The organism is Spirillospora sp. NPDC127506, from assembly GCF_040302145.1.
Lineage (GTDB): Bacteria > Actinomycetota > Actinomycetes > Streptosporangiales > Streptosporangiaceae > Spirillospora.
The window spans coordinates 81,506-95,431 of record NZ_JBEORG010000012.1; the positions used below are offsets into that span (position 1 = coordinate 81,506).

Genomic DNA, 13,926 nt, shown 5'->3' on the forward strand with positions numbered 1-13,926 from the left:
GTAGTCTGCGCGCTCGTGGACCCCGATGAACCCCGCCGCGGCGGCCGCGGGAGAGCCCCGGTGAGCCGGCAGGGCCGCGGCCGGCCCGGCCCCCGCCGGACCCCGCCCGCCCGCGCCGGCGGCCCCCGCCGAGGAGCCCCGGCCCGCCGCCCCGCCCCGCCGAGGGAGCGGCCCGCGCCGCCGCCCGCACGGCCGTACAGCGAGGCGCCCTACGGGGACGCGGCCTACGGCGAGGCTCCGTACGAGGGCGCGCCGTACGGGAGCGAGCCCTACGGGGACGGCCGGTACGGCGGCGAGGGGTACGGGGGAGCACCGTACGGCGAGGCGTACGGCGAGGCGTACGGCGAGGGATACGGCGCCGCGCCGCCCTCAGGTCCGCGCGGCGGGAAGCCGAAGAAGCCTCCGAAGGGCAGGAAGCCCGGCAGGACCGGCTCCGGCGCGGCGAACCCCGGCAAGGGCAAGGCCAAGAGCAAGGCCGATGGCAAGGCCAGGGGCAAGGCGGCGGGGGAGGCGCGCAGCGCGGCCGGGCCCGGGGCGAGGCTGTACTTCGGCGCGGCGGCCGTGCTGGCCGTGTTCGTGCTGATCGGGCTGGGCGCCGTGGTCGTGTTCCGCGGCGGGACCGGCACCGCGGCGGACCACGCGACGAACGCGAAGATCGGGACGCCGGCCGGGATCGGCCCGTCGCCGACCTCGTACTCCAGCTCCCCCTCGGCTCCCGCGTACGGCGGCATCACCGCGCGCAGCGGCGACTCCGCGCCGCTGACCGCCGACGAGGCGTTCCCCAAGGAGGCGGCGACGCTGTCCGTCCCCGGCGGGAAGGCCAAGGTGAGGCTGCGCGCCAAGCGGCTGGACGCCGACTGCGCCGCCGCCGTGTGGGGCGGGTCCGTGGGCGCCGAACTCGGCCGGGGCGGCTGCACCCAGGCGGCGCGGGCCATCTACTCCGACACGCGGAGCGGGTACGCGCTGGCGGTCGCGCTGTTCAACCTGAACACCGCGCAGGACGCGAACCGGTTCGTCGCGAGGCTGGAGCAGACGCTCGGCGCGGGCTTCGTCCTGCCGCTGGAGGCCCCCGAGCCGCTGGACGACTTCGGCCGCGGGTTCGGCATGGCGCGCGGCCTCGCCATGGGCCACTTCGCCGTGGTGTCCTGGGCGCAGCGGCTGGACGGCAAGGGCGACGCGACCGACGAGACGCTGCTGTCGCTGCTGATCGAGGGCGGCAAGTCCCCGGCGGTGCTCGGCCGCGCCGCCCGCGCATCCGAATAGCGGCCGGGGCGGCGGAAATTTCCGGTAGATCACCGGCTTGTCACGGTAAACATCGCGTCACGGTGATGATGCTCACCGGGACCGGCGCCGGGCGCCGCCCGGTGTACCCGTATCATTGGTCTAAACCACTTTGAGGTGACGCACCGTCCGATCGCCGAGGAGAAGTTTCGCGATCTGGTGCAGTCGGGCATGATCCCGGCAGTGATGTAATGTCATCTCACCGCAGCAGGGCCAACGTCGTCCCACGACTGCACTGACATCGAAGCAGTGACACGAAGAGACGACGGGAGGGTTGATGGCCTCGGCTGCCTTCACACCTGCTGCCCGCGCACAGGGCCGCCCCGACCCCCAGGGGCTGTACGACCCGGCCGGCGAGCACGACGCCTGCGGCGTCGGCATGGTCGCCGACATGCACGGCCGCAAGAGCCATGACATCGTCGAGAACGCCCTGACAGTGCTGAAGAACCTCGACCACCGGGGCGCGGTGGGCGCGGAGCCCGACGACGGCGACGGCGTCGGCATCCTCGTCCAGATCCCGGACGCGTTCTTCCGCGAGGTCTGCGACTTCCCGCTCCCCGGCGCCGGCGGCTACGCGGCCGGCATCGCGTTCCTCCCGGTGGACGGCGACGAGCGCGCCGCCGCGGTCGCCCACGTCGAGAAACTGTGCGTCGAGGAGGGCCTGACGGTCCTCGGGTGGCGCGAGCTCCCGCACGACCCGCGCTTCACGGGCCCGGCCGCGCGCCGCGTCATGCCGCACTTCGCGCAGCTGTTCGTCGCCCCCGCCGCCGGCGGCCCGCACGCGGGCAAGACCGGCCTGGAGCTGGACCGCGTCGTGTTCTGCATGCGCGAGCGCGCCGAGCAGGACGTCCGGGTGTACTTCCCGAGCCTGTCCAGCCGGACGATCGTCTACAAGGGGATGCTGACCACCCCGCAGCTGGAGCCGTTCTTCCCCGACCTGTCGGACCGCCGCTTCGCCAGCGCGATCGCCCTGGTGCACTCGCGGTTCTCGACCAACACGTTCCCGGCCTGGGAGCTGGCCCACCCGTACCGGTTCATCGCCCACAACGGCGAGATCAACACGGTGAAGGGCAACCGGAACTGGATGCGGGCCCGCGAGGCGCTGCTGGAGTCCGACCTGATCCCGGGCGACCTGTCCCGGATCTACCCGGTGATCGACATCGAGGCGTCCGACACCGCGTCGTTCGACGAGTGCCTGGAGCTGCTGCACCTCGGCGGCCGGTCGCTGCCGCACGCGGTGCTGATGATGATCCCGGAGGCGTGGGAGAACCACGCCGAGATGGACGCCGAGCGCCGCGCGTTCTACGAGTTCCACTCCACGCTGATGGAGGCGTGGGACGGCCCCGCGAGCGTCAGCTTCACCGACGGCACCGTGGTCGGCGCCGTCCTGGACCGCAACGGGCTGCGCCCCGGCCGGTACTGGGTGACCGACGACGGCCTGGTCGTGCTGGCCAGCGAGGCGGGCGTGCTCGACATCCCGGCGAGCAAGGTCGTCCGCAAGGGCCGGCTGCAGCCCGGCAAGATCTTCCTCGTGGACACCGCCGCCGGGCGGATCGTCGAGGACGACGAGGTCAAGGCCGAGCTGGCGGCCGAGCACCCGTACGGAGAGTGGCTGCACCAGGGCCTCGTCCGGTTCGAGGAGCTGCCGCGCCGCGAGCGGGAGATCCCGACCCACGAGACGCTGGTCAAGCGGCAGCAGACGTTCGGGTACACGCTCGAAGAGCAGCGGATCATCCTGACGCCGATGGCGAAGAACGGCGCCGAGCCGATCGGGTCGATGGGCACCGACACCCCGATCGCGGTGCTGTCGGAGCGGCCGCGGCTGCTGTTCGACTACTTCAAGCAGCTGTTCGCGCAGGTCACCAACCCGCCGCTGGACGCGATCCGCGAGGAGCTCGTCACCTCGCTGCAGTCCACGCTCGGCCCGGAGGGCAACCTCCTCGCGCCCGGCCCGGACTCGTGCCGCCGGCTCGTGCTGCCCACCCCGATCCTGGACAACGACGAGCTGTCCAAGATCATCCACATCGACGACGAGGGCTCGCTGCCGCACCTGCAGGCCTACGTCGTGCAGGGCCTGTACGAGGTGTCCGGCGGGGGAGAGGCCCTCGAAGCCCGCCTGGAGGAGATCAACTCCGAGGTCGGCCGGGCCATCTCCGCCGGCGCCCGCATCATCGTCCTGTCGGACCGGGGCGCCGACTCGGCCCGCGCCGCGATCCCGTCGCTGCTGCTCACCGGGTCCGTGCACCACCACCTGATCCGGGAGAAGACCCGCACCCGGGTCGGCCTGGTGGTCGAGACCGGCGAGGCCCGCGAGTGCCACCACATGGCGCTGCTCATCGGGTACGGCGCGTCCGCGATCAACCCGTACCTGGCCATCGAGACCGTCGAGGACCTGGTCCGCGGCGGCGACATCGAGGGCCTGACGCCGGGCGAGGCCGTCCGGAACCTGGTGAAGGCGTACGGCAAGGGCGTCCTGAAGATCATGTCGAAGATGGGCGTGTCCACGGTCGCGTCCTACACCGGCGCGCAGATCTTCGAGGCGATCGGCCTCGGCGAGGACGTCGTGTCCCGCTGCTTCACCGGCACCACGTCCCGGCTCGGCGGCGTCGGCTTCGACGTGCTGGCCCGGGAGGTCGCGCAGCGGCACGCCCGCGCCTACCCGCCGGGCGGCAACGAGCTCGCGCACCGCACCCTGGAGGTCGGCGGCGAGTACCAGTGGCGCCGCGAGGGCGAGCCGCACCTGTTCAACCCGGACACGGTGTTCAAGCTGCAGCACGCCACCCGCACCCGCCGCTACGAGATCTTCAAGGAGTACACCTCCAAGGTCGACTCGCAGGCCGAGAAGCTGATGACCCTCCGCGGGCTGTTCAAGCTGAAGGAGGGCGAGCGGGAACCGGTGCCGATCGACGAGGTCGAGCCCGTATCGGAGATCGTCAAGCGGTTCTCCACCGGTGCCATGTCGTACGGGTCCATCTCGGCGGAGGCGCACGAGACCCTCGCGATCGCGATGAACCGCCTCGGCGGCAAGTCCAACACCGGCGAGGGCGGCGAGGACCCGGAGCGCTTCACCCCGGACGAGAACGGCGACCTGCGGCGCAGCGCCATCAAGCAGGTCGCGTCCGGCCGGTTCGGCGTGACCTCGGAGTACCTCACCAACTCCGACGACATCCAGATCAAGATGGCGCAGGGCGCCAAGCCCGGCGAGGGCGGCCAGCTGCCCGGCCACAAGGTGTACCCGTGGATCGCCAAGACCCGGCACTCCACGCCCGGCGTCGGCCTCATCTCGCCGCCGCCGCACCACGACATCTACTCGATCGAGGACCTGGCGCAGCTCATCCACGACCTGAAGAACGCCAACCCGGCGGCGCGCGTGCACGTCAAGCTCGTCGCCGAGGTCGGGGTCGGCACGGTCGCGGCCGGGGTGTCCAAGGCGCACGCCGACGTGGTGCTGATCTCCGGGCACGACGGCGGCACCGGCGCGTCCCCGCTGACGTCGCTGAAGCACGCCGGCGCGCCCTGGGAGCTGGGCCTCGCCGAGACGCAGCAGACCCTGCTGCTGAACGGGCTGCGCGACCGCATCGTCGTGCAGACCGACGGGCAGATGAAGACCGGCCGGGACGTCGTCATCGCCGCCCTGCTGGGCGCCGAGGAGTACGGCTTCGCGACCGCTCCGCTGGTGGTGTCGGGCTGCATCATGATGCGGGTCTGCCACCTGGACACCTGCCCGGTCGGCGTCGCCACCCAGAACCCGGTGCTGCGGCAGCGGTTCTCCGGCAAGCCGGAGTTCGTGGTGAACTTCTTCGAGTTCATCGCCGAGGAGGTCCGCGAGTACCTGGCGGCCCTCGGGTTCCGGTCGCTGGACGAGGCGATCGGCCGCGTCGAGATGATCGACACCCGCGAGGCCGTCGACCACTGGAAGGCGTCCGGCCTGGACCTGTCCCCGATCCTGCACACCCCCGAGGTCGCGGACGGGGCGTCCCTGCGCTGCACCACCGAGCAGGACCACGGGCTGGAGAAGGCCCTGGACAACACGCTGATCCAGCTGGCCGAGGGCGCGATCGCGTTCGGCGACGCGGTGAAGCTGGAGCTGCCGATCCGCAACGTCAACCGGACGGTCGGCACCATGCTCGGCCACGAGGTGACGAAGAAGTGGGGCGGCGCGGGCCTGCCCGACGACACCATCGACGTCACCTTCACCGGCTCGGCCGGCAACTCGTTCGGCGCGTTCGTGCCGCGCGGCATCACGCTGCGGCTGATCGGCGACGCCAACGACTACGTCGGCAAGGGCCTGTCCGGCGGGCGGCTCACGCTGCGGCCCCCGGCGGACGCCGGGTTCGCGGCCGAGGAGCAGATCATCGGCGGCAACGTCATCCTGTACGGCGCCACGTCCGGCGAGCTGTTCGCCCGCGGGATCGTCGGCGAGCGGTTCTGCGTCCGCAACTCCGGCGCCACCGCCGTCGTCGAGGGCGCCGGCGACCACGCCTGCGAGTACATGACCGGCGGCCGCGCCGTCATCCTCGGCCGGACGGGCCGCAACCTCGCGGCCGGCATGTCCGGCGGCATCGCCTACGTCCTGGACCTGGTGCCCGAGCGCGTCAACGGCGAGATGGTCGACCTGGAACCGCTCGACCCCGGCGACGCCGAGTTCGTCCGCGGCCTGGTCGAGCGGCACCTGGCCGAGACCGGCTCGCGGGTCGCGCGGCGGCTGCTGGACGACTGGGACGCCGCCGCGGCCCGCTTCACCAAGATCATGCCGCGTGACTACCGGCGCGTCCTGGACGCCATGGCCAAGGCCGAGGCGGAGGGACGCGACGTCGACGAGGCCGTCATGGCCGCGGCGCAGAGCTGAGAGAGGGGGACTTCCCACATGGCCGACCCCAAGGGATTTCTGACCGTCCGGCGGGAGCTCCCGAAGCGCCGCCCGGTCGACGTGCGGATCAAGAGCTGGTCCGAGGTCTACGAGGACTTCGGCAGGGACCGGCTGGAGAAGCAGGCGAGCCGCTGCATGGACTGCGGCATCCCGTTCTGCCACCAGGGCTGCCCGCTCGGCAACCTCATCCCCGAGTGGAACGACCTCGTCTACCGCAAGGACTGGCACGAGGCCGTCGAGCGGCTGCACGCCACCAACAACTTCCCGGAGTTCACCGGGAGGCTGTGCCCCGCCCCGTGCGAGAGCGCCTGCGTCCTCGGCATCAACCAGGAGCCGGTGACGATCAAGCGGGTCGAGGTCGAGATCATCGACCGGGCGTTCGCGGAGGGCTGGGTGCGCCCGCAGCCGCCCGCCGTGAAGACCGGCAAGACGGTCGCGATCGTCGGCTCGGGGCCCGCGGGCCTCGCCGCCGCGCAGCAGCTCACCCGCGCCGGCCACGACGTCACCGTGTACGAGCGCGCCGACCGCGTCGGCGGCCTGCTGCGCTACGGCATCCCCGAGTTCAAGATGGAGAAGCGGCACCTCGACCGGCGGCTCGCCCAGATGCGCGCCGAGGGCACCGCCTTCAAGACCTCGGTGAACGCGGGCGTCGACATCACCGCCGACGAGCTGCGCGGCCGCTACGACGCGGTCGTCCTCGCGGGCGGCGCCACCGCCTGGCGCGACCTGCCGGTCCCCGGCCGCGAGCTCAAGGGCGTCTACCAGGCGATGGAGTACCTGCCGCCGTCCAACCGGGTGCAGGAGGGCGACTACGAGGAGTCGCCGATCTCCGCGAAGGGCAAGCACGTCGTCGTGATCGGCGGCGGCGACACCGGCGCCGACTGCATCGGCACCGCGATCCGGCAGGGCGCCGCGTCCGTCACCCAGCTGGAGATCATGCCGCGGCCGCCGGAGACCCGCCCGGACTCCCAGCCGTGGCCGACGTACCCGATGCTGTTCAAGATGGAGACCGCCCACGAGGAGCTCGCCGACATGGGCGGCGACCGGGTCTACGCGGTGTCCACCACCGGGTTCACCGGCGACGAGGACGGCAACGTCCGCGCGCTGAGGCTCGTCGAGGTCGGCGGCCCGGAGACCGGGTTCAAGCCGGTCGAGGGCACCGAGCGGGAGATCCCGGCCGAGCTGGTCACCCTCGCCATGGGCTTCCTCGGCCCGCAGCGCGAAGGCCTGCTCGAACAGCTCGGCGTCGAGCTGGACCGGCGCGGCAACGTGGCCCGCGACGCCGACTACCGGACGTCCGTGGACGGCGTGTTCGTCGCCGGCGACATGGGCCGCGGCCAGTCCCTGATCGTCTGGGCGATCGCCGAGGGCCGCTCCGCCGCGCGCGGCGTCGACGCCTACCTCACCGGCCGGTCCGACCTGCCGTACCCGATCCCGCCGACGGCGCGCCCGATCGCCTGACCCCGGCGCGGAGCAAGGCCCTGGAGGAGCACTCCTCCAGGGCCTTTCCGCTGCGTGCGGGCGGCCGAACACGGCCCAGACCGTCCGCGCGCGCCGGGTGAAGCGCTCCAGCACCGCCATCGTGACCCAGCCCAGCCCAGCACGTGCGAGCATCGGAGGCATGGGGAACACGCCGGCCGCACCGGACACCGGCGTCCTCCGCCGGATGAGGATCGCGCGGGACGCCATGGACCGCGAGTGGGCCGAGCCGCTCGACGTGGCCGCCGTCGCCGCGCGCGCCGGCTACTCGCGCTACCACTTCGTCCGGCTGTTCAGCGAGGTCTACGGGGAGACGCCCGGCGCCTACCTCGCCCGGCGCCGCATCGAGCGCGCCCAGGACCTGCTGCGCACCGCGAACCTGACCGTCACCGAGATCTGCCTGCTGGTCGGGTTCACGAGCCTCGGCACGTTCTGCACCCGGTTCAAGGAGCAGACCGGGATGACGCCGACCGAGTTCCGCCGGCGGGCGCGCACCCCCGGCGCGTCCGCGATCCCGGGCTGCTTCGTGCTGCTCTGGGCGGGCGGCTTCCGCAAGGACTGAGCAACTTTCGAGAAGGCCGCCCGGCCGTCCCCGGCCTAGCGTGAACCCGTCACCGCCGTTCGCGAAGGAGGCACCGGCATGATCACGAAACTGGGGCTGGCCACCGTCTGGGTCCTCGACCAGGACTCGGCCAAGGCGTTCTTCACCGAGAAGCTCGGCCTGGAGGTCCGCGACGACATGACGCTCGGCGAGGGCGGCATGCGCTGGCTCACCGTCGGCGCCAAGGACCAGCCCGACCTCAGCCTCGCCCTCATGGTGCCCGGCCCGCCCAGCATGGACCCGGCTCCGCCGCGCACATGAGGGCGCTCATCGCCAAGGGCGTCCTCGGCGCCGGGGCGTTCAACACCGACGACTGCCAGGCCGAGTACGAGCGGCTCTCCGCCGCCGGGGTCGAGTTCGTCCAGAAGCCGGAGCGCCGCCCCTACGGCGTCGAGGCCGTCTTCCGCGACGACTCCGGCTGCTGGTACAGCCTCACCGAGCCCTTCGGCGAACTCGACGAGTCCGCCCCCTGGAGCGGCTGCGCGAGCTGAACGCCCCGGCGGTCAGTCCTTCAGCGCGGCGCCGAGTTCGCGGAGGACGTCCACGAGGCGCTCCACGTCGGCCTTCGTCGTCCGCCAGTTGAGCGGCGCGGGGCGGAACACCGTCATGCCCCGGTAGGTGCTCGTGCCCGCGTAGACGCGGCCGTCCGCGAGGAGCGCCTCGCCGAGGCGCGCGTTGAGGTCGTTCAGGCGCTCCTCGGGGACGCCGTCCGGGCGGTACCGGAAGCACACGATGCACAGCTGGACGGGCGCGAGCAGCTCCAGGTCGGGCGCCGCGTCCACGAGCCGGCCGAGATGGGCGGCGACGTCGAGGTGGCGCTCCACCATCGCGCGGTGGCCCTCCCGGCCGTAGGCGCGCAGGGTCGCCCAGATCGGCAGCGCCCGCGCCCGCCGGGACGACTCCGGGCCGAGCATGTTGTAGTTGATCCGCTCGTCGTCGGCGTCCGGCAGGTACGCGGCGCCCCACGACCCGAACGCGCGGCTCAGCCACGTCCGGTCCCGGACGAACGAGAACCCGCTCTCGTACGGGACGTTCAGCCACTTGTGGCCGTCCGACGTCACCGAGTCGGCCCGCTCCACGCCGCGCGCGAGGTGCGCGGTGCGCGGGCTCAGCGCGGCGAACAGGCCGAAGGCGCCGTCCACGTGCAGCCAGGCGCCGTGCCGCTCGGCCAGGTCCGCGAGGTCGGCGATCGGGTCGCTGTCCCCGGTGTTGACCTCGCCGAGGTTCGCGACGACGACCGCCCGGCCGCCGGCCCGGGCCAGCGCCGCGTCCATCGCCGCCAGGTCGACGCGGCCGGCGTCGTCGCGGGCGAACGTGCGCAGCGTGTCGCGGCCGCAGCCCAGGATCTGCAGCGCCTTGCGGGTGCTGACGTGCACCAGCCCGCTGCTGAACACCGGCATCGCCGGCAGCCCGGCCAGGCCGCGCGAGGTGACGTCCACCCCGTACTTGTCCGCCCACCAGTACCGCGCGCACGCCAGCCCCGCCACGTGCGCGAGCGTCGCGCTCGGCGTCAGCACCCCGCCGAACGACTCCGGCAGCCCGAACAGCTCCTTCAGCCAGCGCAGCACCACCGTCTCCGCCCGCGTCGCGAGCGGGGACGCCGTCCACAACCCGGCCACCTGGTCCAGCAGCGAGGCCGTCCAGTCGCCCGCCATCGCCGCCGGCGTCGACCCGCCCACCACGAAGTGGAAGAACCGCGGCCCGGTCGAGTGCGTCGCCGCCCCCGTCCCGATTCGGACCAGCCGCTCGACCGCGGCCACCGCGCCGTCCCCGGTCTCCGGCAGCGGGCCGTCCAGCTCGTCCAGGAGCGCGTCCGCCGCCGCGTCGTGGACGGGCCGGTCCCGCAGGCCCGCCAGATACGGCTCGGCCTCCCGCGCCACCACGGCGAGCGGCTCACCGGCCCTGTCATGTTCGTCAAGCGGATCACTCATGGCGCACAGCAGACCACACGGAGGGCCCCGGGGGAAACGGCCGCCGGCCTGCGACCCGCCCCTTGTGGTCTTGGGGCCGGTCGGCTACGGTCCCGCAAGGGTTCGCGCCCGGCGCCCCGGACGGCACCGTCCCGGCACGGCGGCGCGGCACCGCGCTCCCGCACCCCGCAGCGCGGGACATCAGGGGCTCGGCCACCCACCGCTGGGGTGGCCGGGCCCACCGCGCACCGGTCCCCGGACGTCCGCTACAAGACCGGCCGGATCCGGCCGCCCCACCGTGGCGCCATGAGAGTCCTCAACGCCGCCGGCCTGGCCCGCGCCGAGCAGTTCCTGCGGCTCAACGGCCGCGCCATCGACCGGCGCCGGTTCGCGCTCCACTTCCGCGGCGGACGGGGTCACAGCAGGTTCCCGACGGGCTCGCCCGCCAGGTCCCGCACCTCGTGCGCGAAATGGGCCTGGTCGGCGTAGCCCGCCGCGCACGCCGCGTCCGCCCGCGTCTCGCCCGCCCGGACCAGCGCCAGCGCCCGCTGGAACCGCAGCACCCGCTGCAGCGTCTTCGGCCCGTACCCGAACGCGGCGAGCGAGCGGCGGCGCAGCTGGCGCTCGCCGACGCCCAGGCCGTCCGCCACGTCCCGCACCGAGCCGCGCGCCAGCCCCGCGACCACCGCAGGGACCAGCGGATCGGGCGGACCCATCCGCTCCCGCACCGCCGCGACCAGCGCGGCGAGCCGGTCGCCGGCTCCCGCCACGGCCTCCGCCAGCCGGTCGGCGTCCGCGCCCCACAGGTCCCGCAGGGGGAGGCGCCCGTCGCGGATCGCGTCCGCCGGGACGCCGAGCGCCGGCGGCGCCGTGCCCGGCCGGAACCGCACCGCCGCCACGGCGTCGCCCGGCCGCATCGCCGCGGGGACCGGCCCGGTGTCCGGCCCCGCCACGAGGATCCCGGCCTCCGACCAGATCACGTCCACGCAGCCGTCCGGCACCACGCGCTGGACGTAGGGCTCGGCGTCGCGCGGCACCTCCGCCGTCCACGCGCAGGCCAGCCCGGGCGCCCCGTACTCGCGGTAGACCCGCCGTGCCGGAGCCGCCGTCCGGGCGGGGAGCGGGGGCCGGTGGGCGGTCGGGCTCATCACTCCTGCATACCACCCGACTAAGCGGGCAAGGGGCCTGAAAATCGACTAAAGCGGGAGAAGTCATGGCCAACGATCTTCAGGGCAAGACCATCGCGTTCCTCTGCGCGCCGGAGGGCACCGAGCAGGTGGAGCTCACCGAGCCCTGGGCGGCCGTCGAGGAGGCCGGCGGGACCCCGCGGCTCGTCTCCACCCAGTCCGGCCGGCTCCAGGCGTTCGACCACCTCGACAGGGCCGGCACCTTCCCCATCGACACCACCGTCGACGTCTCCGACCACACCGAGTTCGACGGCCTCCTCCTGCCGGGCGGCGTCGCCAACCCCGACTTCCTGCGCACCGATCCCGGCGCGGTCGCGTTCGCCAGGTCGTTCTTCGAGGCCGGCAAGCCCGTCGCGGTCATCTGCCACGGGCCGTGGACGCTCGTGGAGGCGGACGTCGTCCGGGGCCGCACCCTGACGTCCTGGCCCAGCCTCCAGACCGATCTGCGCAATGCGGGCGCCACATGGGTGGACGAAGAGGTACAGGTCTGCGAGGACGGGCCCAACGTCCTCGTCAGCAGCCGCAAGCCGGACGACCTCAAGGCGTTCTGCCGGGCCGCGGTGGAGGCGTTCGCGCGCTGACGGGCCACATGTGGTCTAGACCTCTGACCTAGACCATTCGGTGAACCGGGGGCGACCATATCCTGCATGAATATCCGTACCGGCAAGTAACTAAGTACGGTTGTGCACGTGACCCGTCGAGCGAAGATTGTCAGCACCATCGGTCCCGCCTGCTCCAGCACCGAGCAGATCAACGCCCTCGTCGAAGCCGGCATCGACGTCGCCCGCCTCAACATGAGCCACGGCGACCATGCCGTCCACGAGGAGGTCTACCACCGGATCAGGGCGGCGGCCGACGCCACCGGGCGCGGCGTCGGCATCCTCGCGGACCTGCAGGGCCCCAAGATCCGCATCGGGCGCTTCCCCGACGGGCCCGTGCGCCTCACGCTCGGCGACGAGTTCACCATCACCACCGAGGACGTCCCCGGCACCCGGCGGGAGGTGTCCACCACCTACCAGGGGCTGCCGGGCGACGTCAGCCCCGGCGACACCGTCCTCATCGACGACGGCCGCGTCGCGCTCAAGGTCGTCGACGTCGACGGGACCCGCGTCCGCACCACGGTCACCGTCGGCGGGATGGTCTCCGACAACAAGGGCCTGAACCTTCCCGGCGTCCCCGTCAGCGTCCCCGCCCTCACCGAGAAGGACGAGGCCGACCTGCGCTGGGCGCTGCGCCTCGGCGTCGACCTCGTCGCCCTCTCCTTCGTGCGGACGCCCGCCGACGCCGACATCTGCTACCAGATCATGGAGGAGGAGGGCGTCCGCGTCCCCCTCATCGGCAAGATCGAGAAGCCGCAGGCCGTCGAGCGCCTCCCCGAGATCGTCGCCGCCTTCGACGGCATCATGGTCGCCCGCGGCGACCTCGGCGTCGAGCTCCCGCTCGAACAGGTGCCGATCGTGCAGAAGCGCGCCATCGAGCTGTGCCGCGAGAAGGCCCGCCCGGTCATCGTGGCCACCCAGATGCTGGAGTCCATGATCTCCTCGCCGCGCCCCACCCGGGCGGAGACCTCCGACGTCGCCAACGCGGTGTTCGAGGGCGCCGACGCCGTCATGCTCTCCGGCGAGACGAGCGTCGGCCAGTACCCCGTCGAGTCCGTGCTCACCATGAGCCGCATCGTGCAGACCGCCGAGCAGGCGGCCCTGCACGCCACCCACACCCTGGAGCGGATGCCCGAGACGGTCGGGGGCGCCATCGCCCGCGCCGCCGCCGAGGTCGGCGCCATCGTGGGCGCCGAGGCCCTCGCCGCCTTCACCATGTCGGGCGAGACGGCCCGCCGCCTCTCCCGCTACCGCTCGCCGATCCCGCTGCTGGCCTTCACGTCCGTCCCCGCCGTCCGCGGCCGCCTCGCCCACGTCTGGGGCGTCGAGACCTTCATCGTCCCCCAGGTCGACCACACCGACGCCATGTTCGGCCAGGTCGAGCAATCCCTCCTCGAACTCGGCCGCGTCCAGAAGGGCGACAAGGTCGTCGTCGTCGCCGGCTCGCCTCCCGGCACCCCCGGCTCCACCAACGCGCTCCGCGTGCACAGCATCGGCGACGCGATAGCCATCCAGCACTGACGGCCATCCGGGCACCGACGGCGACCCGCCCCGCCGGGCACCGCGCACCGCACCCCGCGCGGTGCCCGGCTTTTTCCGCGCCGGCCTTCTCCCGCGCGCTCCCCGCCGCGCTCTTGCCCAACGCGCAGGTATCACCGCCCGATCTCATTTCCACTTCGCTCCGGAAACCCGGGCAACCCGCGGCCGCGAAGCGTCTCTCACATCGTGAGCCGCCGCCGGGCTTGCGGGGACGCGTCGGCGGCGCCGGGCCGCCGGCGGGCGGAGCGGATGCCCGCCGGGAGCGCGGCGGGGACGGTCGGCCGTCGCCGGGCGGGGCCGGGGAAGGCCGTTCGGTGGTGCCGGGAGCGGGACTCGAACCCGCACGCCCTTGCGGACAAATTCTTTTGAGGAATTCGCGTCTGCCTATTCCGCCATCCCGGCATGTTTATCCGGACATGTAACATATTGTCCGGTTCGTCGCCCCTGTCCGGGGCGGCTG

At 73.1% G+C, this 13,926-nt stretch carries 8 protein-coding genes, 1 tRNA gene and 1 pseudogene; 7 read left to right on the forward strand and 3 right to left on the reverse strand.

All coding sequences use genetic code 11. The features are described from left to right. Positions 1-60: 60 nt before the first annotated feature. The 5 genes and pseudogenes from ABTW95_RS14470 to ABTW95_RS14490 all read left to right on the forward strand — a co-directional run bounded on the left by ABTW95_RS14470 (position 61) and on the right by ABTW95_RS14490 (position 8,722). Positions 61-1,263, forward strand: coding sequence for a hypothetical protein (locus tag ABTW95_RS14470; RefSeq protein WP_500226485.1), 1,203 nt, complete (start codon positions 61-63; stop codon positions 1,261-1,263). 295 nt (positions 1,264-1,558) lie between these two features. After that, positions 1,559-6,130, forward strand: coding sequence for a glutamate synthase large subunit (gltB, locus tag ABTW95_RS14475; RefSeq protein WP_500226486.1), 4,572 nt, complete (start codon positions 1,559-1,561; stop codon positions 6,128-6,130). A gap of 18 nt (positions 6,131-6,148) precedes the next feature. Further along, positions 6,149-7,612 (forward strand): glutamate synthase subunit beta, encoded by a 1,464-nt coding sequence (locus tag ABTW95_RS14480; protein WP_396453238.1) that lies wholly within the window; start codon positions 6,149-6,151, stop codon positions 7,610-7,612. Positions 7,613-7,772: 160 nt separating this feature from the next. Further along, positions 7,773-8,192 carry a helix-turn-helix transcriptional regulator gene (locus ABTW95_RS14485; RefSeq protein WP_396445718.1) on the forward strand — a complete coding sequence of 140 codons (420 nt, stop codon included), beginning with the start codon at positions 7,773-7,775 and terminating at the stop codon, positions 8,190-8,192. A 78-nt stretch (positions 8,193-8,270) separates the two neighbouring features. Beyond that, positions 8,271-8,722: pseudogene (locus ABTW95_RS14490) on the forward strand (VOC family protein). A 12-nt stretch (positions 8,723-8,734) separates the two neighbouring features. Here the strand turns inward: ABTW95_RS14490 and ABTW95_RS14495 are convergent. Both ABTW95_RS14495 and ABTW95_RS14500 read right to left on the reverse strand, forming a co-directional pair. Further along, positions 8,735-10,162, reverse strand: a complete 1,428-nt coding sequence (locus ABTW95_RS14495; protein WP_500226487.1) for a pyridoxal phosphate-dependent decarboxylase family protein — start codon at positions 10,160-10,162, stop codon at positions 8,735-8,737. Between the two features lie 395 nt (positions 10,163-10,557). Beyond that, positions 10,558-11,289 carry a DUF6597 domain-containing transcriptional factor gene (locus ABTW95_RS14500; RefSeq protein ID WP_396445721.1) on the reverse strand — a complete coding sequence of 244 codons (732 nt, stop codon included), beginning with the start codon at positions 11,287-11,289 and terminating at the stop codon, positions 10,558-10,560. Between the two features lie 65 nt (positions 11,290-11,354). Between ABTW95_RS14500 and ABTW95_RS14505 the strand changes: the two genes are divergently transcribed. Both ABTW95_RS14505 and pyk read left to right on the forward strand, forming a co-directional pair. Beyond that, complete coding sequence (locus ABTW95_RS14505; protein WP_500226488.1) at positions 11,355-11,909, forward strand: type 1 glutamine amidotransferase domain-containing protein; 555 nt, start codon at positions 11,355-11,357, stop codon at positions 11,907-11,909. A gap of 108 nt (positions 11,910-12,017) precedes the next feature. Further along, the gene (pyk, locus tag ABTW95_RS14510) at positions 12,018-13,448 is read left to right on the forward strand and encodes a pyruvate kinase (protein WP_396445723.1); all 1,431 of its coding nucleotides are present in this window, start codon (positions 12,018-12,020) and stop codon (positions 13,446-13,448) included. Positions 13,449-13,781: 333 nt separating this feature from the next. Here the strand turns inward: pyk and ABTW95_RS14515 are convergent. Continuing rightward, positions 13,782-13,868 (reverse strand) — tRNA-Leu (locus ABTW95_RS14515). Positions 13,869-13,926 lie beyond the last annotated feature (58 nt).

Excerpts from the sequence above, each read along its gene's own strand:
- gltB (WP_500226486.1), top strand. The coding sequence starts at position 1,559 with ATGGCCTCGGCTGCCTTCACACCTGCTGCCCGCGCACAGGGCCGCCCC.
- ABTW95_RS14480 (WP_396453238.1), top strand. The coding sequence starts at position 6,149 with ATGGCCGACCCCAAGGGATTTCTGACCGTCCGGCGGGAGCTCCCGAAG.
- ABTW95_RS14485 (WP_396445718.1), top strand. The coding sequence starts at position 7,773 with ATGGGGAACACGCCGGCCGCACCGGACACCGGCGTCCTCCGCCGGATG.
- ABTW95_RS14495 (WP_500226487.1), bottom strand. The coding sequence starts at position 10,162 with ATGAGTGATCCGCTTGACGAACATGACAGGGCCGGTGAGCCGCTCGCC.
- ABTW95_RS14500 (WP_396445721.1), bottom strand. The coding sequence starts at position 11,289 with ATGAGCCCGACCGCCCACCGGCCCCCGCTCCCCGCCCGGACGGCGGCT.
- ABTW95_RS14505 (WP_500226488.1), top strand. The coding sequence starts at position 11,355 with ATGGCCAACGATCTTCAGGGCAAGACCATCGCGTTCCTCTGCGCGCCG.